Source organism: Gallaecimonas pentaromativorans, assembly GCF_003751625.1.
Classification (GTDB): Bacteria; Pseudomonadota; Gammaproteobacteria; order Enterobacterales; family Gallaecimonadaceae; genus Gallaecimonas; species Gallaecimonas pentaromativorans.
Window position 1 is genome coordinate 44,297 of record NZ_RJUL01000005.1, and the last position, 26,124, is coordinate 70,420.

Sequence of the window (26,124 nt, forward strand, 5' to 3'; positions counted from 1 at the left end):
TTGGTATACGATATAATGTATATTTGAATTTAAAGTTGTAACTATCCAGTGAGGAAATGATGAGTATGCAATGGTCCGGTGTGTTCCCTGCGGCAACCACGCAGTTTGACGAAAACCTCGCAATCGATCTCAAGGCTACCCAGCAAGGGTTTACCAATCTGCTCGATGACGGTGTCGATGGCCTGGTGATCATCGGTACCTGCGGTGAGAACAACTCCCTGGAGCCCGAAGAAAAGCGCACCGTGGTAGCTGCCGCCGTGGAAGCCAAAGGCAAGAGCCCCATTATCGCCGGGGTGTCCGAGTTCACCACCGAGCGCGCCATCGCCTTTGCCAAAGACGCCGAGAAGCTGGGCGCCGACGCCCTGATGCTGCTGCCGGCCATGGTGTATGTACCCACCGAAGACGAGCTGATCGCCCACTTCAAGGCCGTGGCCGCTGCCACCAACCTGCCGATCATGCTCTACAACAACCCCACCTCTTACCGGGTAAATATCGGTATCGAGTCCCTGGCCAAGCTGGTTGAGGTGGACAACATCGTTGCCATCAAGGAAAGCGCCGCCGATACCCGCCGCTACACCGACCTTATCAATGCCTATGGCGACCGCTTCCACGTGCTGGCCGGCCTTGATGACGTGGCCCTCGAAGGCATGATGCTGGGCGCCTGCGCCTGGATCTCCGGTTTGACCTCGGCCTTCCCGCAAGAGTCAGTGGAACTGGTTAAAGCCTTTAAAGCAGGCGATATGGCCCGCGCCCTTGAGATCTACCGCTGGTTCATGCCGCTGCTGCACCTCGATGCCGGTTACGATCTGGTACAAGCCATCAAGCTTGCCGAAGAGATCATGGGCCGCGGCTCCGAGCGGGTGCGTATGCCTCGCCTGCCGCTGGCCGGCAAACGCCGCGAAGAGGTGATTGCCATGGTGGAAAAAGCCGCCGCCACCCGTCCTACCCAACGCTAACGGTCGAGGCCGCACCATGAGGCATACCTTTTTCTGTATCGATGGGCATACCGCCGGTAACCCGGTACGCCTGGTGGTTGGCGGCCATCCGCCCCTTGGCGGCGAAAGTCTTAGCGACATGCGCCAGCAGTTTATGGCCCAGTTTGACTGGATCCGTAAGGGCCTGATGTTCGAGCCCCGTGGCCACGACATGATGTCCGGCGGCTTTATTTACCCGGCCAAGGACCCGCGCGCCGATTTTGGGGTGGTGTTTATCGAGACCAGTGGTTGCCTGCCCATGTGCGGCCACGGCTCTATCGGCATCATCACCTTTGGCCTGGAACACGGCCTTATTACCCCCAAGACCGAGGGGCGCCTAGTGATGGAAGCCCCGGCCGGGCTTATCGAAGTGGAATATCAGAAAACCGGCGCCAAGGTCGAATGGGTCAAGCTGCGCAACGTGCCCAGTTATCTGGCCGCCGAAGGTATCGAGATTGAAGTGCCCGGTTTTGGCCCCCTGACCCTGGATGTGGCCTACGGCGGCAACTACTACGCCATCGTCGACCCGCAGCCGGGTTATGGCGGCCTCGACAGCCTCACGGCCAGTGACATTCTGCGGTTAAGCCCGCAAATTCGCGCCGCGGTGCAGGCCCAGTTCAAGCCGGTACACCCCTTAAATCCTGCCATCAATGGCGTCAGCCATGTGCTGTGGGCCGACAAACCGGCATCGAGCGATGCCCATGGCCGCAACGCGGTGTTCTACGGCGACAAGGCCATAGACCGCAGCCCCTGCGGCACCGGCACCTCGGCGCGCATGGCGCAGCTCGCGGCCAAGGGCGTGCTCAAACCCGGCGATACCTTTATCCACGAAAGCTATATCAAAAGCCGCTTTATCGGCCGGGTGGAAGCGGCCACCGAGCTTGCCGGGCAAAGCGCCATCATTCCCTCCATCCAGGGAACGGCCTATGCCACCGGCTTTAACCAGATTTGGATTGATGACCAGGAGCCCTTCCCTGAAGGTTTCTTGGTGGTGTAAGGAAAGTTGTAATGCAGGTTATTGAATTATCTCACCATATTGGCGGCGAGCTGGTTGCGGGCGAGGCCCAGCTGGCCCAGTACAACCCCGCCGATGCCACCGACCTCAAAGTGGCCATTCCGGTGGCAGACGCCGCCCTGGTTGCCAAGGCGGTAGCCAGCGCCGAGGAGGCCTTTGGCCGCTTTCGCGACCAGGGCATCGAGGCCCGCTCCGACGCCTTGGCAAGAGTGGCCAGCCTTATCAACGCCCAAAGCGACGAACTGGCCCGGCTGATCGCCCGGGAAACCGGTAAGACCCTCGGCGATGCCAAGGGCGAAGTGGGCCGCGCCGCCCGGATCTTCAGCTTTTTTGCCGGCGAAGCCCTGCGCATTGTCGGCGAGCGGCTCGAGTCCACCCGCAATGGCGCCATGGTGGAAATCGAATACGCCCCCAAAGGGGTGATTGGCCAAATCACTCCCTGGAATTTCCCCATCGCCATTCCAGCCTGGAAAATCGCCCCGGCGCTCGCCTTTGGCAACACCGTGGTGTGGAAGCCCTCTGAGCTTTCTTCTGCCACCGGCGCGGCGCTGATGGCAATTATTGCCAAAGCGGGCGTTATGCCCGGCGCGGTCAATATGGTGCTGGGCGCCGGCGAGACCGGCGCGGCCATTTGCAGCCACCCCGGCGTAGATGCCCTGAGCTTTACCGGCTCGGTGGCCACCGGCAAGAAGGTGCGCATGGCCGCTGCCGAGCGCGGCGTGGCGGTGCAAACCGAGATGGGCGGCGTCAATGCGCTCTTGGTACTCAAAGATTGCGACCTTAACAGCGCCGTGGAAACCGCCCTTAACGGCGCCTTTCTGGCTGCTGGCCAGCGCTGCACCGCCACCTCGCGCATTATCGTTGAAGAGGCCATCGCCGATGCTTTTGTCGAGCGCCTGAGCCTTCGCATCAGCGAGCATCGCCTGGGCGATCCGCTGGATACTGGCACCCACATCGGGCCACTGGCTTCAAAAGGCCAGAAGGAGCTTATCAGCCGCCAGAGCGCCGCCATGGAGCGCCACCCCGGTGCCCAACTGGTGTTTGGCGGTAGCGCCGAGGCCTTGCCCGAGTGCTTTTTCGCCCCCACCCTTTTTGACCACGCCAAAGCCACAGACCCCATCGCCCAGGAAGAGATCTTCGGGCCGGTGGCGGCGGTGTTTCGGGTGGCCGATTACGAGGCGGGGCTGGCCATGGTCAACGACAGCCGCTTTGGGCTCTCGGCCGGCCTTTGCACCGGTTCGCTTAAATACAGCGAGCATTTCAAACGCTACGCCCGTGCCGGCATGTTGATGATCAACCTGCCCACCGCCGGTATCGACTACCACGTGCCCTTTGGCGGCGTGGGCGCCTCCAGCTACGGCGCCCGCGAGCAGGGCAGGGCTGCCAAAGCGTTTTACACCCATACCAGGACGACCTACCTCAAGGCTTAAGTCCGCCCAAAGGGCCCCGATGGTGATGCCATTGCGGGCCCTTTTTTTATTTAAGGAAGACTGCCGTGACCGTTATCCGAAAAGCCCCGTTCTATGCACTTTTGAGTCTGTTGTTATCGGCCTGCCAGCAGGTGCCGCCTGCGGCCATCAGCCATGACAACGACTGGGAAAACCCGGCGGTGTTTCGGATAAACAAATTACCGGCAAGGGCCTGGTTCACCCCCTACCAGAGCGCCGCCCTGGCGGCCGCCGGGGAAGAAGGGGCGTCGAGCCAGCAGCTCTCCCTTAATGGCCAGTGGGCCTTTCATTTCTCCCCTACGCCAGAAGGCCGGCCCCAAGATTTTTACCGGCCCGATTTTGATGTCAGCCAATGGGCGACGATAGCGGTGCCCGGCAACTGGCAGATGCAGGGCTATGACTACCCCATCTATGTGAGCGCCGGTTACCCCTTCAAGCCGCAAAAGCCCTTCATTGACCACAGCTATGCCCCGGTGGGCTCGTATCGGCGCGACTTCACCCTGCCTGCGGGCAGCGATGGCCAGCGCATTATCCTCACCTTTGGCGCCGTCAAATCGGCCTTTTATGTGTGGGTGAACGGCGCCAAGGTGGGCTACAGCCAGGACTCCAAGCTCCCGGCCGAATTTGACATCACCGAGCTGGTGCACCCCGGCGCCAACACCCTGGCACTAGAGGTGTATCGCTACAGCGACGGCAGCTACCTGGAAGACCAGGATTTTTGGCGTATGAGCGGCATTCCCCGCGATGTGCAGCTAAAGATGGTGCCTAAAACCGCGCTTTGGGATTTTCACGCCCTGGCGGGGCTGAGCAATCACTACCAGGACGGCACGCTGGATTTGGCGGTAGAGCTGGCCAACACCGAGCCATTCCCGGCCAGCAGCGAGGTTGAGGCCCGCCTTTATGACGGCGCCAAGGTTATCTGGCAGCAAAGCCAGGCTCTGGCCCTGGCGCCGGCGAGCCACGGTAAGGCCACACTCAAGGCCACGCTCCCTGCCGTCAAGGCCTGGTCGGCCGAGCAGCCCAACCTTTATCGCCTGGAGCTGACCCTTAAAAACGGCGGCAAAGTCAGCCAAGTGGTCAGCCAAGCCATTGGTTTTCGAAGCGTCGAGCTCAAAGGCGGCCAGCTTTTGGTGAACGGCGAGGCGGTGACCATCAAAGGGGTCAACCGCCACGAGCACGACCCGGTAACGGGCCAGACCATCAGCCGTGAGAGCATGCTGCGCGACATCAAGATGATGAAGCAAAACAACATCAACGCGGTGCGCAGCTCCCACTACCCCAACGACCCTTACTGGTACCGTTTGTGCGACCAGTTTGGCCTGTACGTGATTGACGAGGCCAACCTCGAAGCCCACGGCTACGGCTTTGACGAGCATGGCCTGGGGAACGATCCGCAGTTTAAAGAGGCCATCCTCGACCGGCTGCGGGGCATGATTTTGCGTGACCGCAACCACCCGTCCATCATCTCCTGGTCGCTGGGTAATGAAATAAGCCCCGGTGCCAACATGGCTGCCGAGTACCGCCTGGCCAAGGCCATGAACCCAAGCCGGGTAGTGCAGTTTGAGTTCCGCCGCTTCTGGTTCCACCAGAAGATGACCGACATCATCTCCTGGATGTACGCCGACCGGGAGATGCTCACCGACAAGTATCTCGGCAAATACCCCGACCGCCCCTTTATCTGGATCGAATACGCCCACTCCATGGGCAACAGCGACGGCAACCTCAAGGAGCTGTGGGACTTTGTGCGCAGCCACCGGCAACTGCAAGGCGGCTACGTCTGGGATTGGGTTGACCAGGGGCTACTCAAACACGACGCCGAAGGCCGCGCCTATTTCGGCTACGGCGGCGATTTTGAGCCCCCCGGCGGCCAGAACGACGGCAACTTCTGCGCCAATGGCCTGGTCAGCAGTGACCGCAGCCCGCACCCGGCCCTGATTGAGGTGAAAAAGACCTACCAAAACCTGGCCATCAGCCGCACTGAACACGGCCAGTACCAGCTTGAAAACCGCTTTTATTTTACTGATTTGACCGGTTTTTACGGCCGCTGGACGCTGCTCGAAGACGGCCAGCCCATCCTCACCGGTGCCACTCCGGCGCTGGTGGCGGCGCCCCGTGCCCGCCAGCGCTTTGCCCTCGGCCAGTTGGCCGATTTTCACTACCGGCCCGGCCACGAATACGCCGTGACCTTCAACTTTTTCCAAAAGGCCGCCACCCCCTACAGCCCGGCGGATTTTGAAGTGGCAAGCGAGCAGTTCGTGCTGAAAAAAGCGCCGCCTCTGGCCCCGGCTACCAAAGGCCCGGCCCTTGAGGTCAGCCAGCGCTATGGCGAGGTGAGCGTAACCAGCGGCGCTGTTGCCATGCGCTTTAACACCCTCAATGGCCGCCTGGAAAGCTACCGGGTCAAAGGGGTTGAAACCTTGAAGGAGGGGCTCTTTCCCAACTTCTGGCGGCCGCTTACCGATAACGACTACGGCAACAAGTTTGGCCAGCAAAGCGCGGCCTTTTACAAAGAGGCGGCCGCCAAGGCCGAAGTCACCTTGGTGAAGGTGCAAAAAGACGGCGCCGACCTGCGGTTGCACCTGGCGCTCGCCTTTCCCACCCTGCACAGCCAAGGGAGCCTGGATTATCGCATCAGCCCCGGCGGTGTTATTCGCCTCGATTACCAGGCGCAGCTTGCCAAAGACTTGCCGGAGATGCCGCGTTTTGGGGTGAAATTCCAGATGCCTCAAGGGTTTGACCAAGCGCGCTGGTATGGCCGTGGCCCCCAGGAGAACTATCAGGATCGCAAGCAAAGCGCCTACCTCGGCATTTACCAGGCCAAGGTGAGCGAGCTTTACACCCCCTACATTCGCCCCCAGGAAAACGGTAACCGCAGCGACAACCGCTGGCTGGCCCTGACCAACGGCGCCGGTATTGGCCTGCGTATTACCGGCGGGCCCACCTTTGACTTTGGCGCCCACCACAACACCCTGGCCGATTTTGACCAGCCCAAAGACGGCCCCAACCGCCACACCAGCGATATCCAGCCTCGGCCGCTGACCGAAGTTACCCTCGACCTTCGCCAGCGCGGCTTGGGGGGCGACACCAGCTGGGGCGCGCTGCCTTATAAACCGTACCGGCTATTGCCGGCCGAGCATCAGGGCCCCTACGCCCTGCACCTCTACCTAAGCCCTCTGGGCCTTTGACAAAAAGGGTTTAAATGACAATGCCATGCCGTTTCACGCCTTTTAAGCTAAGCCTGCTGGCCCTGGCGGTTGCCAGCGTCGGTGCCAAGGCCCAGACCATCAATACGCCGCAATTTACTCTCACGTTCAGTGACGATGCCCAGACCCTGCTGGCCATGAAGCCCAAGGATGCTGGCGGGTTTGACTTTCTGCCCTCGGCCCACAGCGACCGCAAGGGCCCGGGTTATTACCAACTGGGGGATATCGACATTCGCCTGCGCTTTGTGGGGGAGGGGGGCTGGCAGGATTTCTCCAGCGCCCTTGCCACCACCAAGGTGAAGCCGCTAAAGGCTGGCGGTGAGCTGCTGGCCAGTAGCGATATCAGCGCCGATTTGGCCGGCATTCCCCTTGAGGTGCGCCGGGATTGGCTGCAACAAGACGGCCAATTGGTGCTGCGCTTTACCCTGATTAACCACAGCGGCCGGGACATCGAGCTTGGTGGCTTGGGCATTCCCATGGTGTTTGACAACATCATCACCGGCCGCACCCTAGATGAGGCCCACGAGCAGGCCAGCTACGCCGAGCCCTATATGGGCCGTGACGGCGGCTATGTGCAGGTGGCCCGCCTTAATGGCAAGGGCCCGGCGCTGCTGGTGTTGCCCAAACAAAACGCCGGGCTTGAAAACTGGCGGCCGCTGCTGGACGCCAAAAACGCCGATGGCAGCCCCAAGATTTATAACGACCCCACCCACCGCACCCACACCTTTGAAGGCTTTTATGACTGGCAGGTGCTGAGCAAGGGCTTTAGCGACACCGACTGGCAAGGCGCCAAGCAGTGGAACGACCCCACCAGCCGGGTGCTAAAAGCCGGTGAAACGCTGCAAACGGCGCTGCGCTTTGCCCTTTCGCCTTCCATTCGCGGTATTGAAAGCACCTTGCAGGCCAACCAGCGGCCGGTGGCGGTGGGCATTCCCGGTTACGTGGTGCCTACCGATATGCCGGCCGAGCTGTTTTTGAATAGCCCAAGCCCCATTGCCGCTATCACCGTTAGCCCCCAAGGCGCCCTGGCCATCACCCCGGCACCGGCCAAAGGCGACTGGCAGCATTTCAAGGTGGCCGGCAAAGCCTGGGGCCGGGCGCGGCTCGATATCCGCTACAAGGACGGCAGTGAGCAAAGCATCCACTACTTTGTGACCGATCCCATGGCCAAGGCCGTGGCCAAAATGGGCCAGTTCCTCTACCACCAGCAATGGTATGAAGGCAAAGACGACCCCTTTGGCCGCGGCCCGGCGGTGCTGGGTTTTGATAACGAAGCGGGCCACCTTGTTTTGCAAGAACCGCGGGTGTGGATAGCCGGTTTGAGTGACGAAGGGGGCGCCGGCCCCTGGCTGGCCGCCATCATGAAGGAGCTGGGCCAGCCCGACGCCAGCGAGGTGGCCAAGTTCGAGCGTTTTTACACCCAGGTGCTGGATGGCCGCTTGCAGGTAAAAAGTGGCCCTGAGCAGTACGGCGTTAAAAAAAGCCTCTTTTATTACGACCCCAAGGCGCTGCCCGCTTTTGCCTATGACAAAAACGTCGATTGGAGCACCTGGGCGTCTTGGAACAAAAAAGACGCCGCCGATGTGGGCCGCTCCTACAACTATCCCCATGTCGCCGCCGCCCAGTGGGTACTGTATCGCCTGGCCCGCTTCCACCAGGGGCTGGTGAAAGCCCACGACTGGCACTGGTATCTGGAGCAGGCCTACCACACCAGCATGGCCATGACCGAGCTTGCCCCCCATTACGCCCAATTCGGGCAGATGGAAGGCAGCGTGTTTGTGGCCATCCTGGCCGACTTGCGCTCAGAAGGCCTCAATACCGAGGCCGACCGCCTGGAAGCGGCCATGAAAAAACGCGCCGAGCACTGGGCGTCTCTCAAGTACCCCTTCGGTAGCGAAATGCCCTGGGATTCTACCGGCCAGGAGGAGGTGTACGCCTGGATGCGCCACTTTGGCAAAACCCAGCAGGCCAACGAGACCCGCGAGGTGATTCTCGGCTACGACTTCACCCAGCCGCACTGGGGCTACAACGGCAGCGCCCGGCGCTTTTGGGATTTTCTCTACGCCGGTAAATACAGCCGCATCGAGCGCCAGCTGCACCATTACGGCTCCACCATCAACGCCTTGCCGCTGCTCGACAGCTACCGGCAAAACCCGGGGGATCTGTACCTGCTGCGGGTGGCCTACGGCGGCATGATGGGCGGCCTGACCAATATCGACCAGCACGGCTTTGCCTCGGCGGCTTTTCATAGCTTCCCCGACATGCTGCGTTTTGACCCTTACAGCGGCGACTACGGCACCAGCTTTTTCGGCCACGCCTTTGGCATTGGCAGTTATCTGGTCAAAGACCCCCGCTTTGGCTGGCTGGGTTTTGGTGGCAGCGTCAGTGAGCAAGGTAAAGCGGTGACCCTCACCCCCAAAGACGCCTTTCAAAACCGTGCCTACCTGGCGCCGCAAAAGCTGTATCTGACCCTCGATGCCGGCCGCTTTCGCCAGCTGACCCTTGGGCAAGACGGCACGGTGCGCCTGACCCTGGCGCCCAAAGATGCCCACACCGCAAACGCCATGCTCAGCATCGAGGCCTTGGGCGGCGCTTATCGCCCCAAGGCAAGCCTGCAAAAGGCCGAGGGGCGCTACGTTATCCCCCTTGGCGACGGCCCCACCACGGTGGAGCTGGTTAAAGATTAAAGGCCATAAACCCCAAAGCCCCCGCTTGCGGGGGCTTTTTTATGGGGAGATATCAGGGGCCTCTATCAACACGGCGCCACAAAAAAGGCCCCTAACAGGGGCCAAAAGTGTTGCCATGACGGTTTTAGAACTTGGCAGTGAGCCCGACGTAGAGCTCGCGGCCCAGGGCATCGTAGATACCAGGGTAGGTGTTGCCGTTGACAAAACCGGTGGCCAGGTTGCTGACGATGATCGGCGGATCTTTGTCCAGCAGGTTGTTGGCACCAATGCGCACCTGAATGTTGTCGGTGAGCGGCATGTTGGCGGCCAGGTCCAGGTAGCTGTAAGCCTGGATATGGTCGCTGACATAGAAGGTGCTGTCGCCGGCCAGCAGCGGGTTGTTGTCGTTGGTGGAGAGGTTCACGCTGCCGATATAGCGCCACAGGGCTGAGACTTCCAGGCCATGCCAGGGGGTGTCCCAGGTGACCCGGGCGTTATGGCGCCATTCCGGTGAAGGCTGGCCACAGGTGGGGCCGTACAGGCCTTTACAGTCGAAGCTGCCAAGACCGGGCAGGGGCTCGGTGGTCATGTCTTTGAGCCAGGTGCCCACCAGGTTGAAGTTGAGGCTACCCCAGCCGTTCAGGGCGACGTCGTAGTTGAGGTTCATGTCCACACCGGAGGTGCGCAGGTAGCCGGTGTTGAGGGTGGTGGAGACAACGTAGCCGGTGGTGCCGAACAAAGAGCCGGCGCTGGGGCTGCGGTGGATCAGGCCACAGTAGTAGCTTGAACCGGTACCGATACACTGGTTGAGGATCAGGGTCGGGTCAACCGAGCTGATGTAGTCGTCCACCTTGATGTGGTAGTAGTCCAGGCTCAGGCTCAGGTTCTCGATAAAGCGCGGGGTCAGTACCACACCAGCGGTGAAGGTTTTGGCTTCTTCCGGCTTGAGGTCGGGGTTGCCGCCGTACATGGCCACACACTGGTCGGCCGGACACTCGACGATATTGCCGTACTGGGCGCTGGTTACGCCGCTGTTGGCACACTCAATCTGGCTGGCAGAAGGGCTGGTGCCGGAGCAGGGATCGGTACCCGAGTAGTTACCCAGGCTTTGCGATGAGAACAGCTCGCTGATATTGGGGGCGCGGATGGCTTTGTTGAAGCTCGAGCGCAGGCGGATATCGTCGATGGGGGAGTAGGTCAGCTCAAACTTGAAGGTGTTGGCGCTGTAGCTTGAGGCGTCGCTGGCGTTGTGGTTTTTGTACTTGGAGTGGCGGTAGCCGCCGTTAACCCCCAGGTATTTCACGCCGGGCGCGTCTTCCACCAGCGGCACGTCCAGCTCGGTGTAGGCTTCGTCCACCTTGATTTTGCCGTAGGCATCTTCATAGCCGTTGGCCTCGGAGACGGCGTCGGCGTTGAAGTTATACACCTCCTGGCGATGCTCCAAACCCACCACCATGGCCGGGCCAATGGCAGCGAAGGGCGACTTGATGCCGTAGGCGTCTAAATCAATCTGGCTGTAGGCGCTGTATACATCCAGGGTCTGTTCGCTGTTGGTCTCGCTGGTGGTGAGGATGTAGTCAAGGCCAGCATCGGAGATGCCACTGTAGGCAAACACATCGATGGGCGCGCAGCCGCTGTTACCGGACAAACACACCACGTTGCCGTTGCCATCATCCACCGCCAGCAGGGCGTCGGCGGCTTTAAGCTGGTCAACGTCGTTCTGGTACTGCTCGGAGTAATTGGCCTTGGCGTGCAGGTAACTGACGTTGTAGGTAATGGCGTCGGTGAGGTTGCCACTGGCCGCCAGGTTGAAGCGGTAATCGCTGTGCTGCAAGTCGTCACGCCGTGCTCGGGCATTGGTGCCGTCCAGGCGATAACCCACGTAGGTGTCTATCTGATCGCTGCTGCCAGCGGCGCTGCCACACAGCAGTGAGGCCTGCTGGCTGCTCATCAGCGGGTTGTCACAGTTGATGGCAAAGTCCGAGCCGAACCACAGGGCCGAAGGTGCTACCTGGGAGAAGCTGCGGTCATGCATGTACATGAAGCTGCTGGACAGGCGGGTGCCGTTGTCAAAGTCGTAGTGGGCCATGTAGCCGCCGGTATAACGCTCGTCGTCACGCTGGATGTAGTTCAGCGGCGTGTAGTTATACAGGTAGTCATCGCTGTAGGTGTCCCAGGTTTTGGAACCGTCTTTGAGGTTGTTGTAAGAGCCACCGTTGTTCTCGCCGCTCAGCACGAAAAAGCGGCCCCAGGGGTTGTTGGAGGAGCCGCCGCAGGCGAGGCCGTCCAGGGTGTCGTTGGCGTTCAGCGAGCACGCCGAGTAATCGCGCTTGTCCTGGGTAACGGGGTTGGTTTTACGGTAGGTGCCATAGAGGGTGATGTTGCCCTTGCCGTCCAGAAAATCGGTGCCGCCAGCCAGGGAGAAGTTGTATTTCTTGCCGTCAAACACCGAGCCGCTGGCGTTCTGGTAGCCGTAGCTGTCCACCAGGCTGCGCACCGAGTCGTTGTCGTTTTTGTGTTGATAAGCGGCGCCCTGGGTGTCGAAGACAAAACCGTCGAGGTTGTCTTCCATGATGAAGTTCACCACCCCGGAGATAGCATCGGAGCCGTACACCGCCGAGGCGCCGCCGGTCACTACGTCTACCCGTTTGATAAGGCTTGAGGGAATGAAGTTGATGTCCATGCCCATGGTGGGCAGGATGCGCTGGCCGTCAATCAGGGTCAGCACCCGGTTGGAGCCGAGGTTGCGCAGGTTGATTTGCGCGCTGCCGTCAGAGCCGTTGGAGACGTTCTCGTTGGCGTCGGCGGTAAACTGCGGCATCCGGCTCAGGGCCTCTTCCACGTTGGTGGTGCCCTGGAGCTTCATTTCCTTGTTGGTGAGCACCGAGATCGGGCTGTTGGAGCTGTACTCGGCGCGCTGAATACGCGAGCCGGTTACGGTGATGGTCTCGGTGTTCTTGTCTTTGGATTTGGCGCTGGCCTCTTCCACGCCGGTCTGGGCGCTGACCGGTTTCACTTCAATGTCACTCTGAGTCTGACTGCTGTCTGTGTTGGCGCCTTGTGCCTGCACCAGGCTGGGTGTGGTTATTCCCAGCAGTGCACAGATAGCCAGAACCCCAGTTGCTAATGGTTTTTGGTTTGTCATGGGTTCTCTCTCGCTAAACACGCTTATCGGTGTCAGAACCCCTTTTTTCGCCGAGATCGGGAAAGCCGGAACAGTCTGTCTGACCTGATTAATAACTGCACTGTGTAATAACGTATGTCAAATATATTATACGATATTCGTTATATGATCAGATCTCGCTCAAACTTTTGGAGGCCACCAAGGCCGCGCTGGCCGTGGCTTTGACAGAATATGTCAGGCCCCGGCGCCACAGCGCCGTTACAGGCTTTTAGCAACAAAGCGTTGCCAAAGGGCGGCGCGGCAGGTGGTTTTTAACAAGGGATAAGGCGGCCAAAACCGGCCTTGGCGTGCACAAAAGTTCCTACCTTGGCGGCGCGCCTGCCAACAAAAAGCCCGGCATCTGCCGGGCTTTTGCTTAGTCGTTGTAAGGAGAGGGGCCGCCGTCGGCAATGAACTTGTCGATGCGGTCAGACAACACCTTGAGCGGCACCGAGCCCATTTGCAGCACGGTGTCGTGGAAGGCGCGGATATCGAACTTGGCCCCCAGGGCCTGTTCGGCACGCTTGCGGTCCTTCTCGATGGCCATTTCACCCAGGTAGTAAGACAGCGCCTGGCCGGGCCAGGCAATGTAGCGGTCCACTTCGGTGGTCACCTCGTGGGTAGACAGTGCGGTGTTGTCCAGCAGGAAATCCTGGGCCTGCTTGCGGGTCCAGCCCTTGGCGTGAATGCCGGTGTCTACCACCAGGCGGGCGGCGCGCCACATCTGGTAGCTCAGCATGCCAAAGACTTCATAAGGGGTTTTGTAGATCCCCATTTCTTCGCCCAGGGCTTCGCAGTAAAGGGCCCAGCCTTCGCCGTAGGCCGAGATGTAGTAGTTGCGGCGAAACACCGGCAGCTCTTTGTTCTCGGCAGCCAGCGGCATCTGGAAGGCATGGCCGGGGGCAGATTCGTGCAGCGTCAAGGCCGGCAGCGAGTAAAAGGGCCGCGACGGCAGATCGTAGGTGTTAACGAGGTAGATCCCCGGGCCGCCCCGGCCACCGGTGTAGAAGGGGGCAATGTCGGCCGGCACCGGCACTATGGCAAAGCGGCGCCTTGGCAGCCGGCCAAAGTATTTGTCGGCCACACCGTCAAACTCCTTGGCTATCCAGGCGGCGTGGTTTAGCAGCTCCTGCGGGGTCTTGGCGTAGAACTGCGGATCGGTGCGCAAAAAGTGCAGGAAGTCCTTAAGGCTGCCTTTGAACTTGACCTCTTTCATCACCTCTTGCATGCGGGCGCGGATCCGCGCCACTTCGTCCAGACCGATTTGGTGAATTTGCTCTGGGGTCATGTCGAGGGTGGTGTACTTCTCGATTTGCGACTGGTAGAAGGCCTTGCCGTTAGGCAGATCTTCGGCAGCAAGGGAGGTAACGGCGCCCGGAATGTATTGCTTGCGAAGAAAATCCAGCACCGCCTGGTGGGCCGGTATCACGTACTGGGCGATAGCCGCCTTGGCCTTGGCTTGAAGGTCTTTTTGCACCGCCTCGGGCAAGGTGGTGGGCAGGTGCTTGAAGGGGGTATAGAAGACGTTGTCTTCGCCCTTGGCAGCCACCACCGAGGCGGCGGTGGCGTCGCGCCCGTCGAGGGTTATCTTGGGCAGGGTAAAGCCGCGCTTGAGCCCCGCTTTCATGTTGTCGATGTTCTGTGCAAAGTAGCGGGGCATGGTAGAGAGCCACTCAAGGTAGTGGCGATAGTCCTGCTCGCTGTGAAAATCCCCTTTGGCCATATAGGTCAAATCGCCCCAGAACGAGGTGTCGCCGGAGAGCGGACGCTCGTACACCTTGTTCACCACGTCGGAGATCAAGGAATCAAGCTGGGTCTTGTATACCGCCAGGTTGACTTGGTTTTCATAACTCAGCTGCTTTTTATCGAGCTTGGCCAGGGCCGCTTCCACCTGTTGCCAATGCTTGAGGTGGGCCTGCTGGGTGCTCAGGCTGACATCGGGCAGGGCGGTGGGAATGGCGGCAGCGGGGCTGTCTTCGTCCACGCTCTGTTGGTCTTGGCGCCACTGCCATTCGTCGCTGTAAATCTTTTTAAATGCGTCATCGGTAGCCGAGGCCAGGGCCTGGCTTAACGGCGCTGCGGCCAGTGCGGCCCCTAAAAACAAGGCCCGGGGTAGGGCTGCTAACTTCATCACACCTAGCTCCTTGAATTGGTTTGTTAGTCTATATATCGTATACCGTATATAACTTGAGATAAAAAGACCAACGTCGGCGACAACCACAACGGGAGCCCCTATGTGCCATCTTTGCCCGACCACCAGCAGGCGCCAGGTTTTAAAAGGCGTATCCGCCCTTGCCGCTTTGTCGGCCCTGAGTAGTCTTTCTCTGGCCGGCTGCGCCGATAAGCCCAGTCGCCAATTGGCCGGGGCCAAACCCTTGCCAAACACCGCCGGCGCCTTGCCCCTTAATCAGGTGAGATTGCTGCCATCGGCGTTTAAAACGGCCCAAGAGGCGAACAGCCGCTACCTGATGGCACTGGAGCCTGACCGTTTTTTGCATAACTTCCGGCTCTTTGCCGGCCTCAAGCCCAAAGGCGAGGTCTACGGCGGCTGGGAAGCCGACACCATCGCCGGCCACAGCCTCGGCCACTATATGTCGGCCCTGGCGCTGCTTCACGCCCAGACCGGCAGCCTTGAGGCGAAACGCCGGTTAAGCTACATCATCAGCGAATTGGCCGAAGTACAGGACGCCGAAGGCGACGGTTACGTGGCGGGCTTTACCCGCAAGCGAAAAGACAAATCCATCGTCGATGGCAAGGAGATCTTCGCCGAGATAAAAGCGGGCGACATCCGCTCGGCGGGCTTTGATCTCAACGGTTGCTGGGTGCCCTTCTATAACTGGCACAAGCTCTATACCGGCCTCTTTGACGCCCAAACCTATTGCGGCCTGGACCAAGCATTGCCGGTGGCGGTGAAACTGGGCGGGTACATTGAAGGGGTGTTTGCGCCTCTGAGTGAGGCCCAGGTGCAACAGGTGCTGGACTGCGAGCACGGCGGCATCAACGAGAGCTTTGCCGAGCTTTACGCCCGCACCAACGACCAACGCTGGCTGGCCCTGGCCGAAAAGCTCTACCACAAAAAGGTGCTCGACCCCCTGGCCGACGGCAAGGACGAGCTGGCCAATATCCACGCCAACACCCAGATCCCCAAACTGATTGGCCTGGCCCGCATTCATGAGCTGACCGGCGAGCAGCGCAAAGGTGCCGCACCGCAGTTTTTCTGGGAAGCCGTCACCGAGCACCACTCCTACGTGATTGGCGGCAACGCCGACCGCGAATATTTTTACGAGCCCGATGCCATTGCCAACCACATCACCGAGCAAACCTGCGAGGGCTGCAACACCTACAACATGCTCAAGTTGACCCGCCACCTTTATAGCTGGGGGGTCAACGCGGCCTATTTTGACTACTACGAGCGGGCGCACCTTAACCATATCCTGGCGCAAATCGACCCCGACTCGGGCATGGTTACCTACATGATGCCGCTGATGTCAGGGGCGGTGCGGGAGCACTCCACCCCCTTTGACAGCTTTTGGTGCTGCACCGGCACCGGCATGGAAAGTAACGCCAAGCACGGCGACTCCATCTACTGGCAAAGCGCCGACACTTTCTTTGTTAACCTCTACATTCCCTCCAGCGCCGAGTGGCGCGAAGGCAAAGCCGCCTTTAGCCTCAATACCAGCTACCCCTACCAAGGGGAGATAAAGCTAAAGGTTGAGAAGGCCGAGCAAGCCTTTACCCTTGCCATGCGCATTCCTGCCTGGGCTGGCGACGACTGGACCCTGGCCCTTAACGGCAAGCCGGTGGCGGTCAGCCAAGACCGCGGTTACGCCTACCTCAGCCGCCGCTTCAAAGCCGGGGACGAAATCACCCTCACCCTGCCCATGACCCTGCGCCTTGAAGGCACCCAGGGCGACGACAGCGTGGTGGCGGTGCTCCGTGGCCCCATGGTGCTGGCCGCCGACCTTGGCAGTAAAGACGATGCCTTTGACGGCACCGCCCCGGCCCTGGCCGGTAACGACTTGCTGGCAGGCTTTGCCGCCATGGACGAAGGTAGCGCCCTTTACAAAACCCAAGGCATTGGCCGCCCGGCAGACATGACCTTCAGCCCCTTTTACGCCAATCACCAGCGGCGCAGCGCTGTGTACTTTAAGCGCTTTAACGACGCCCAATGGGCCGCCGAAGAAGTGGCCTATGCCGCCGAGCAGGAACGGCTTAAAGACTTGGCTGCCCGCTCGGTGGATGTCATGCACTTAGGGGAAATGCAAGCCGAGCGTGACCACAAGTTGGAAGCCGAGATCAGCTACCCGGTGGTATACCGGGGCCGCAATGGCCGCGACGCCCGCACCGGCGGCTTCTTTGAATTTACCTTCAAAGTCGCCCCCGGCCCGCTTAAGCTACAGGCCACCTATTGGGGGGAAGAGCGCAAGCGACTTTTCCATATACTGATTGATGGCAAGCGCATCGCCAGCCAGACCTTGGACTTCGACAAGCCCGGCGCCTTTTTCGACGTGCAATACGACATCCCGCCGGCCCTCACCCAAGGCAAAAAGCAGGTTCGGGTGCGCTTTGAGCCCGAACCCGGCAACAGTGCCGGCCCGGTATTTGGTGTGTTGCTGTTTAAACCCAAACCGCAATCGGCCTGAGTAGACAACCTGTTCAAAGGCGGCCCCTGGGCCGCCCTTTTGTGTAGTAAGGACCCATCAACATGAACGCAATTGGCGGCAGAACCGCAACCGAGGCCCTGGCGGGCCTATCTGACATGACCCTCAATGCCCAGGCTATCGGCCTGGAGGAGCACCAGGCGCGTATCCAAAAAGCCTGCGCCTACATGCAGGCCAAAGGCATCGACGCCCTTTATCTGAACGCCGGTACCAATCTCTCCTACTTTACCGGCCTTGACTGGTACCCCAGCGAGCGGCTGGTGGGGGCGCTACTGCGCCAAAGCGGCGAGCTTTGCTATTTGGTGCCGCACTTTGAGATTGACTCCATCCGCGAACGGCTGCTGCTTGAGGCCCCCCTTCACGGCTGGCACGAGCACGAAAGCCCCTACGCCCTTTTGGCCTCCAAGGTGGCAGGCAAGGTGCTGGCTATTGACGAGTCCACCGCCTTTTTCGTGGCCGACGGCATTCAAAAGGCGGCGCCGGGGCTCAGTATCACCAATGGCGGCGAGGTTAGCGCCCATTGCCGGATGCACAAGTCAGCAGCGGAAATCGCCCTTATCCAAACCGCCATGGACATGACCATCGCCGTGCACAAGGCGGCGGCCAGCATCCTTTATGAAGGCATCTCCACCACGGAGGTGGAGCGCTTTATCAACCAGGCCCACCAGAAGGTAGGGGCCAGCGGCTCCTACTTTTGCATCGTGCTCTTTGGCAAAGCCACCTCCTTCCCCCATGGGGTGAAAGATCCGCAGCTGCTGAAAAAGGGCGACTTGGTATTGATTGATACCGGCTGCAAGGTCAAAGGCTACCTCTCTGACATCACCCGCACCTACGGCTTTGGTGATGTTGGCGACAAAGCCCGCGCCATTTGGGCCTCGGAGAAAAAAGCGCAGCTCGCCGCCTTTGCCGCCGCACAAGTGGGCCAGCCCTGTGGCGATGTCGACGCCGCCGCCCGCGCCTCCTTGGTTGAAGACGGCCTGGGGCCAGACTACAACCTGCCAGGCTTGCCGCACCGCACCGGCCATGGCCTGGGTATGGACATTCACGAATGGCCCTATCTGGTCAAAGACAATCCGCTGCCCCTGGCACCGGGCATGGTGTTTTCCAACGAGCCGATGATTGTGCTGCCCGGCGAATTCGGGGTGCGCTTGGAAGACCATTTCTACATGACAGAGCAAGGCCCGCGCTGGTTCACCGAGCCCGCCAACAGCATCGACAGCCCCTTCGGGCCTTAATAAAAAAGCCGGCAAATCGCCGGCTTTTTTATATCTGGTCGTTGCCAAGTTTTTTCATCAAAGGGCATAGTAGGGCGGTGTTTTAATTAAAAGCCTAGTCGTGCATGGATGCCGTTAATGCCCAAGGCAGCGCCAATCAGCGTTGCTGGCTCATCGAGCTTTTCGCCTTTTGGGAAGGCCGGGTCACCACCGGCCATGTGAGCCACTTCTTTGCCATTGGTCGCCAGCAGGCCAGCAAGGAATTGGCCAGTTACCGCGCCCGCTATCCCCACCAGCTTGCCTACAGCGCCTCGGCCAAAGGCTATGTACCCACGCAAGGGTTCAAACCCACGCTCCTTAGCGGCGATGTGGGGGAATACCTTGACTGGGTAACCGCCCAGCAGCGCCCAAGCCCGGTGCCCAAGGCGGCCTACCACCTCGAAGCGGGCGCCACCGCCCTTGCCCCGCGCCGGGTCAGCGCCCAGCTTATTCGCCCGCTGGTCAAGGCCCTTCGCCAGCAGCAACGGCTGGAGGTGGACTACCTTGGCGTTACCAACCCCAGCCGCGAAGGGCGGGTGATAGTCCCCACCCGTTTTGTCAAAACCGCCCAGCGCTGGCACCTGCGTGCCTGGTGCGAGCAAAGCCAGGGCTATCGCGACTTTGTGCTAAGCCGCTTTCGTGGCCAGCCCGATCTTTTGGGCCGGCCCTTGGCCCCCTTGCCAGAAGATACGGCCTGGCATACCCACATTACCCTTTGCATCAAACCCGACCCGCGCCTGAGCCCCGCCCAGCAAGCCGCCCTGGCCGCCGACTACGGCATGGAAAACGGTGAGCTTTTGCTGCAAAGCCGCGCTGCCTTGGCCAACTACCTGTTACTGGACATGCACATCCACACCAAGATGCTCGACGGCAACCCCGCCGCCCAACAGCTTATTCTCGCCAATATCGACAAAATCAAACCCTGGCTCTTTGGCGGCTGACATGTCGCCTCAGGCGACATGTGAAAAACCACAGTGTTGGCAAGAAGTTAGGAGAGGGTAAGGTGCAGTGACACAGCGGGAGATGCTTTGATGCAAGATTTTACACCGTCGGACATGAAGACCATTTTGCATTCAAAAAGGGCCAACCTTTATTACCTGCAACACTGCCGGGTATTGGTCAATCGTGGCCGGGTGGAATACGTCACCGGTGAAGGCCAGCGTCAACTCTATTGGAATATTCCTATCGCCAATACCACAACGGTGTTGTTAGGTACCGGCACCTCGGTCACACAAGCTGCGATGCGCGAGCTGGCTAAAGCTGGCGTGATGGTCGGTTTCTGTGGCGGTGGGGGTACACCGCTGTTTAGCGGCACGGAAATGGGCATGGATGTGGCGTGGTTCTCACCGCAAAGCGAGTACCGGCCCACCGAATACCTACAAGCCTGGGTACGGTTTTGGTTCAACGACGCACTGCGTTTGCAAGCGGCCAAAAACGTGCAGTTAGCACGAATTAACAGGTTGAAAACACAGTGGTTGAGGTTGAGGGATAAGGCGCTGCACAGTGCGGGCTTTAAGCTGGATAAAGCGCCGTTGGAACAGGCCCTGGCTAAGGCGCAAGCCGATGTGCTCAAGGCTCAGGACCACACCACCTTACTGACCGAAGAAGCGCGGCTGACCAAACTGCTCTTCAAACTTGCCGCCCAAGCCACCGGCTATGGCGATTTTGTGCGAGCCAAAAACGGCACCGGTGCCGACCCTGCCAACCGCTTTCTTGATCACGGCAACTACCTGGCTTACGGCTTGGGCGCAACGGCCTGTTGGGTGCTGGGCCTGCCCCATGGGCTGGCGGTGCTGCACGGCAAAACCCGGCGTGGTGGCTTGGTATTTGATGTGGCCGATCTGGTTAAAGACGCCACCATTTTGCCCTTGGCCTTTATCAGTGCCATGCAAGGGGACGACGAACAGCAGTTTCGCCAGCGCTGTATCGAGAGCCTGACCCAGAGCGAAGCGCTGGATTTCATGATTGATCATCTCAAGGAAACGGCTACCACCTTGGGGCAGGAAGCGGCCTTATGAACGTGTTGCTGATCGCGCAATGTGACAAAAGAGCCTTGGCCGAGAGCCGCCGTATTCTCGACCAGTTCGCCGAGCGCCGAGGTAGCCGCACCTGGCAAACCAGCATTACCCAAGCCGGGCTTGATACCTTAAGAAAATTGCTGCGAAAAACCGCCAGGCGAAATACTGCCGTGGCCTGCCATTGGATCCGTGGCCACGACCACAGCGAATTGGTTTGGATAGTGGGCGATGCCGGGCGCTTTAACGAGCAGGGCGCGGTACCTACCAACATCACCCGCCGCGATGTGTTGCGCTCAGATGACGAGAACGACTGGCACTGCGGCCAGGCGATTTACCTACTGTCGGCCATGGCCGCCTTGATGCATGACCTGGGTAAAGCTTGCCTGGCGTTTCAGCGCCGCCTTAAAGGCGAATTGAGCGAGCGAAATCGCTATCGCCATGAGTGGATATCGCTGCGTCTTTTTCAGGCCTTTGTCGGCACCGATAGCGACGAGCAGTGGCTGCAAAGGCTGCTAGAACCCTCGCCAGAGGACAATGCCCGCTGGCTTGCCAATCTGCAAAAAGACGGCTTAGACAGCCACTGCGATCGGCCTTTTTCCAAGATGCCGCCCCTGGCCAGCGCCATTGGCTGGCTGATCTTAAGCCACCACCGGCTGTCGGCTTACCCTGTCTTCGGCGAACATAACCAGCAACAGCCCTATGGCCGCAAAGACGACCATCTTCAGGCCCAGCACCTTCAGCAGCTACTCAGTAAAATCGACGCCCGCTGGAATGAGATTGTCGAGCCCGCAGCGGCCAAAGCGCTGCAAAGCTACTGGCATTTTGATGGCGAACTGCCGGTTACAACCCCGCTTTGGCAAAAACAAGCTGCCCGAATCGCCAAGCGCCTGCAACTGGCCCAGCAGCAACAAAGCCCGCAGCGCTGGCTTGATAGCCCTTACATCATGCATCTTTCCCGGCTCTGCTTGATGCTGGCCGATCATTACTATTCCTCGCTGGGGGTCGTCACCCATAGCGCCGATAAAAGCCGCTGCCGGGACCCGCGTCGCCTCTCGGCGTTGCCCGGCTACCGGCTTTACGCCAATACCCTAAGGGCAACGGGCGAGCTCAATCAGCCACTGGACGAGCACCTGCTGGGGGTCTGTGCCCAAGCCGGGATAGTTAGCCATGCACTGGCAGGCGTTGAGCGCCACTTGCCAGCACTGGCTCGGCACAAAGGGCTTCGAAAACGCAGCCAGAACCCGCGCTTTCGCTGGCAAGACAAAGCGGCAGACATGGCGCTGTCTCTTCGGGAACGCTCGGTGCGGCAGGGGCTTTTTGTGGTGAATATGGCCTCCACCGGCTGCGGTAAAACCCTGGCCAATGGCCGTATCGCCTATGCCCTGGCTGACCCTTTGCGCGGCGCCCGCTTTACCGTTGCCTTGGGGCTTAGAACCCTCACCTTGCAAACCGGCCAGGCCCTGCGAGAGCGTTTGCAACTTGGCGAACATGAACTCGCCGTACTGGTTGGCGGCCAAGCACATCGCGATTTACAAGAGCACTACCAGCACCAGGCCGAGCAACACGGCTCTGCTTCTGCGGCATCGTTATCAGAGCCGCAGGACCATCTGTATTTTGAAGGCAATGGCCAAACCCATCCCCTATTAACGCGATTGATGCTTGAAGGGCGTAGCCGCCAATTACTGGATGCCCCGCTCTTGGTATGCACCATCGACCACCTGATGCCTGCCACTGAAAGCTTGCGCGGTGGCCACCATATTTTGCCGATGCTGCGGCTACTCAGTAGCGACCTTATCCTCGATGAGCCGGACGACTTTGATTTAGCCGATTGCCATGCGTTGACCCGCCTGGTGTATTGGACCGGCCTTTTGGGGCGGCGGGTGATTTTATCTTCTGCCACCTTGCCCCCTGCCTTGGTAGAAGGGTTGTTCAATGCCTACCTGAAGGGGCGCGAGGCCTACCAGCAATACCGGGGCGAGCCGGGCACGCCGCTTGATGTTTGCTGCGCCTGGGTTGATGAGCACCGCACCCAGCATAACGACTGCCCGGCCCTTGAAGATTTTGCTAAAGCCCATCACAGCTTTGCCAGCAAACGCTACCGGCAACTGGCAGAAGACGAGGCCCGGCGCCTTGGAGCATTAGTTGCCTTGCCACCGGCACCGGTCGCTCGGGATAAAGCCGGTGAGATGCTGGCGCCGTTACTTCTTGAACACATGCAAAAGCTGCATGTCGCCCACGGCCAGCCAGACCCTAAAAGCGAAAAAAACGTCAGCTTCGGGCTTATTCGCATGGCCAATATCGAGCCACTGATTGAGGTTGCCTTGGCCCTTTTTGCTGCCGATTTGCCTGCCGGTTGGCGCTTGCATTTGTGCGTGTATCACTCGCAGTTTCCGCTTTTTCTGCGCTCGGCCATCGAGCACCGGCTGGACTCTGCCCTTAACCGGCGTGACCCGGATGCGGTATTGGCGTTAGCGGATATACGCCAGCGGCTCGACAACCACCCCGAGCCGCAGCAGCTGTTTGTGGTGCTAGGCAGCCCGGTTACCGAAGTAGGCCGCGACCACGACTACGACTGGGCCATTGCCGAGCCCTCTTCCATGCGCTCGCTTATTCAGCTGGCCGGGCGCATCCGCCGCCATCGGCCAGGGGCCGCCAAGGCAGCTAACCTGCTTATTCTCGACACCAACATTAAACACCTGGCCGAGCCGCGCGAGCCTGCGTTTTGCCGGCCCGGATACGAATCGCTTGGGCATCGCCTGCACGCACATCGCCTCGGCACCATTTTGCAGCCTGGCCAATACCGCGTTATTGATGCCCGGCCGAGGCTATTGGAGCCTGCGCCATTAAACCCCAGTGGCCAGTTGGTGGATTTAGAGCACCAGCGCATTCGCGATGTGATGCACCCAAACCTCAGCATGCCTTTGGTGACGCCTGGCCGCCGAGGGGCTAGCACCCCGGTAGTGTCGCCGCTGGGCGCATACAGTTGCTGGGCCATTCCCCACATCGGTTTAACCGGGGTGCTGCCCCAGCGCTTTCCCTTTCGTGAAGACAACCGGCGTTATCGCGACTTGGTGTTTTTAGCCGATGACGACCAGCAGCAATTGCTTTGTTACGAATTCATGCCCAAGGAACGGCAAACCATTCCCGTCGATAACAGCCTGCTCACCTACGACGACCACAGTATTTTCAGTGGCCAGGGGGTCAGCCCTTGGGCCGAAACCGATCTGCTGGTGGCCCTTACCACCTTGGCAACGGCCTTGGATATGCCACTGGAGAATTGTGCCAAACGCTTTGCCACGGTGCGCCTGCCAGACAACGAACGAGGCTGGCACTTTCACCCGGTGTTGGGATTTAGGAAACGGAGGTAAAAGGATGAAAAACAGCAATATCTTAGGGAGGCCTATTTATGGCTGACTTAGAAAGCCAATCTCAAAAGCTACGCGCGCTTATCGCCGATTTTATCCAAGGGCGATTGGCTACCAAGCTGGAAAAACTAGCAGCGGATGACCCCAAATACGCTCTGCTCACGGCGCAGTATCAATATGACGCCTGGTTGGAAAGTGCTGCCCGCCGGGTAGGGCAAATCCAAAGTGTTACCCACACCCTCAAAGCCATTCACCCTGATGCCAAGGGCAGCAATCTTTACGTTAGCCCAGGCACCTTAACAGCCCATCCATTGCTGGGTAGCCATGATTTGGCCGGTGGCTTTCAAGCCGATGTGGTGGGTAACGCCGCCGCGCTGGATGTGTACAAGTTTTTAAAGCTGACCGACGAGCGTGGCAATACCTTGCTGGAGCTGGCGCTGGCGGATGATGCTGCCCTCAAGGCGGCGTTAAGCAAAGACGCCACCGAGGCCGAGCAGTGGCTGGCGGCTTTTGCCAGCCTCCTTGGCAGCGATGGCGCTCTTGCCAGTCACCCACAGGCCAAACAGATTTACTGGTTAACTGGCGAAGACCCCGGTAACGACCTTCACTACCAGGTGTTGGCGCCCCTTTATGCCAGCTCGCTGGCCCATGAGGTTTTTACTCGTATCAACCAGCACCGCTTTGGCGAAGAGGCCAAAGCGGCGCGTGAGGCGCGCCGCAATGGCCATTTTCACGAAACCGGTTATTGCGACTACCCCAACCTGGCGGTGCAAAAACTCGGTGGTACCAAGCCGCAAAATATCAGCCAACTCAACAGTGAGCGTGGTGGTAATAACTACCTGTTAGCGTCCCTGCCGCCCAGTTGGGACACCAGCTTGCTCTCGCCGCCTCTCAAAACCGATTCGGTTTTCAAACGCTTTGGTCGGCGCCCGGCTGTGCGCCAAACCGTCAAAGCCTTGCAGGGGTTTTTAAAGGCCGAACCACCGAAAAACCTGCGCACCCGCGAAACCCGTTTTTCCCTTACCTCAACTTTGGTGGATGAGTTGCTGCAATTTGGCGCCGAGTTCTGGGAGCTAAGCCCAGGCTGGAGCCAGCACCCCGACTGCCGCTTGGTGGAAGAAGAGATCTTCTGGCTAGACCCCTATCGCGCCAAATCGGACCTCGACTTTGCCGAGCGTCGCCAACAAGCCGATTGGCCACAGCAGATCCGCGAGCGTTTTGCTAATTGGCTTAACGCCCAGCTCCATAAAGCCGGGCTGCCGGTGGGTGACCCGGAGTTCGCGCAATGGCAAAAGGAGGTCAAGCTCGACGATGACTGGCGCCATTGGCTCAAGCACCTGCAACAAGAGCTGGATCAGTTACAAAAGGAGTTGAGCCATGACTAACTCGCCAGAAACCGGCTTGCTGGTAGTGCCTCGCATCAAGGTACAAAACGCCAACTGTATCTCCAGCCCTATGACCTGGGGCTTCCCGGCCATCACTGCCTTTACCGGATTGATGACCGCGCTGGAGCGTAAAACCCATGGCCATATCGGCTTGCAGTTCTTGAGTGTGGGGGTGATCTGCCATCACTTTGAAGCCCAGGTTACCCAAGGGGGTTATACCCGTGCCTTTCGCCTGACCCGTAACCCCGTGGATAAAGACGGCTCAACGGCCGCCATTGTCGAAGAAGGGCGCGCCCACCTGGAGATCACCCTGGTATTTGGGGTAGCGGGGCAGGGCATGGCAGCAGATCCACAGCACTATGCCCAGATGGCCCAATACTGCGCCGACACCCTGGCAACCATGCGGGTTGCTGGCGGTAGCGTGCTACCGGCCAAGCCCGGCACCCGTGCTTTTTATCAAAAACCGCAGCTTGTCAGCCTGGGAGATAGCGCCGAGGCCCGGCATAAAATCTTTCGCACACTGTCGCGCCAATGGCTGCCGGGTTTTGCCCTGGTTTGCCGTGACGATTTACTGCAAGCGCGGCTGGAGGAGTTGCAACAAACCAACCCAGCGGCTTCGCGCCTTGATGCCTGGCTGGATTTGTCGAGCTTGCAGATAAAGCCGTTGCAACAGCAAGGCACCGACAAAGTGCAATGGCAAGCGCGGCGCCCGCCCGGCTGGCTGGTACCCATTCCTGTTGGCTTTGGGGCCTTGTCCGACCCCTATGAACCAGGCCAAGTGGCTAACGCCCGCGACCCACGGGTGCCCTTTCGCTTTGTAGAAAGCCTTTATTCCATTGGCCAGTGGCTGAGTCCGCACCGGCTGGAGGGGCACCAGCAACTGCTTTGGTACCCCGTCACCCTGCCTGGAGAAGGCCTGTATCGCTGTCTTAACGAATTTACTGTTGAAACCTCTCACATTTGAAAAGGAACC

The 26,124-nt window shown here is 59.7% G+C and carries 14 protein-coding genes; 12 read left to right on the forward strand and 2 right to left on the reverse strand.

All coding sequences use genetic code 11. The annotated features are described in order from the left end of the window. Positions 1-59 precede the first annotated feature (59 nt). The 5 genes from EDC28_RS10125 (at position 60) to EDC28_RS10145 (ending at position 9,327) form a co-directional block, all read left to right on the forward strand. Positions 60-956 (forward strand): dihydrodipicolinate synthase family protein, encoded by an 897-nt coding sequence (locus EDC28_RS10125; protein ID WP_050658309.1) that lies wholly within the window; start codon positions 60-62, stop codon positions 954-956. A gap of 16 nt (positions 957-972) precedes the next feature. Continuing rightward, positions 973-1,971, forward strand: a complete 999-nt coding sequence (locus EDC28_RS10130; RefSeq protein ID WP_123421513.1) for a 4-hydroxyproline epimerase — start codon at positions 973-975, stop codon at positions 1,969-1,971. Between the two features lie 11 nt (positions 1,972-1,982). Next, positions 1,983-3,419 carry an aldehyde dehydrogenase family protein gene (locus EDC28_RS10135; RefSeq protein WP_123421514.1) on the forward strand — a complete coding sequence of 479 codons (1,437 nt, stop codon included), beginning with the start codon at positions 1,983-1,985 and terminating at the stop codon, positions 3,417-3,419. A gap of 65 nt (positions 3,420-3,484) precedes the next feature. Then, positions 3,485-6,622: a beta-galactosidase, LacZ type gene (gene lacZ / locus EDC28_RS10140; protein ID WP_123421515.1), complete on the forward strand. Its 3,138-nt coding sequence runs from the start codon at positions 3,485-3,487 to the stop codon at positions 6,620-6,622. A 14-nt stretch (positions 6,623-6,636) separates the two neighbouring features. Continuing rightward, positions 6,637-9,327, forward strand: coding sequence for a DUF5695 domain-containing protein (locus tag EDC28_RS10145; RefSeq protein WP_148049834.1), 2,691 nt, complete (start codon positions 6,637-6,639; stop codon positions 9,325-9,327). 124 nt (positions 9,328-9,451) lie between these two features. Here EDC28_RS10145 and EDC28_RS10150 read toward each other — a convergent pair whose 3' ends face one another. Beyond that, entirely contained in the window at positions 9,452-12,451 is a 3,000-nt protein-coding gene (locus tag EDC28_RS10150; RefSeq protein WP_123421517.1) for a TonB-dependent receptor domain-containing protein, read from the reverse strand. 394 nt (positions 12,452-12,845) lie between these two features. Further along, positions 12,846-14,600 (reverse strand): DUF885 domain-containing protein, encoded by a 1,755-nt coding sequence (locus tag EDC28_RS10155; RefSeq protein WP_123421518.1) that lies wholly within the window; start codon positions 14,598-14,600, stop codon positions 12,846-12,848. A 103-nt stretch (positions 14,601-14,703) separates the two neighbouring features. Between EDC28_RS10155 and EDC28_RS10160 the strand changes: the two genes are divergently transcribed. From EDC28_RS10160 to csy2, 7 genes are all read left to right on the forward strand, one after another. Further along, complete coding sequence (locus EDC28_RS10160; RefSeq protein ID WP_123421519.1) at positions 14,704-17,112, forward strand: glycoside hydrolase family 127 protein; 2,409 nt, start codon at positions 14,704-14,706, stop codon at positions 17,110-17,112. Positions 17,113-17,174: 62 nt separating this feature from the next. Then, positions 17,175-18,365, forward strand: coding sequence for a M24 family metallopeptidase (locus EDC28_RS10165; RefSeq protein ID WP_123421520.1), 1,191 nt, complete (start codon positions 17,175-17,177; stop codon positions 18,363-18,365). 104 nt (positions 18,366-18,469) lie between these two features. After that, positions 18,470-19,324, forward strand: coding sequence for a BrxR family helix-turn-helix transcriptional regulator (locus EDC28_RS10170; protein WP_123421521.1), 855 nt, complete (start codon positions 18,470-18,472; stop codon positions 19,322-19,324). A 90-nt stretch (positions 19,325-19,414) separates the two neighbouring features. Next, a complete protein-coding gene (gene cas1f / locus EDC28_RS10175; RefSeq protein WP_123421522.1) occupies positions 19,415-20,401 on the forward strand; it encodes a type I-F CRISPR-associated endonuclease Cas1f in 987 nt (328 codons plus the stop codon). Then, positions 20,398-23,769: a type I-F CRISPR-associated helicase Cas3f gene (gene cas3f / locus EDC28_RS10180; RefSeq protein WP_123421523.1), complete on the forward strand. Its 3,372-nt coding sequence runs from the start codon at positions 20,398-20,400 to the stop codon at positions 23,767-23,769. The genes cas1f and cas3f overlap by 4 nt, the downstream gene beginning before the upstream one ends. A gap of 38 nt (positions 23,770-23,807) precedes the next feature. Then, positions 23,808-25,151 (forward strand): type I-F CRISPR-associated protein Csy1, encoded by a 1,344-nt coding sequence (csy1, locus tag EDC28_RS10185; protein ID WP_123421524.1) that lies wholly within the window; start codon positions 23,808-23,810, stop codon positions 25,149-25,151. Then, positions 25,144-26,115 carry a type I-F CRISPR-associated protein Csy2 gene (csy2, locus tag EDC28_RS10190; protein WP_123421525.1) on the forward strand — a complete coding sequence of 324 codons (972 nt, stop codon included), beginning with the start codon at positions 25,144-25,146 and terminating at the stop codon, positions 26,113-26,115. Before csy1 ends, csy2 begins: the two co-directional genes overlap by 8 nt. The last annotated feature ends 9 nt before the right edge of the window (positions 26,116-26,124 follow it).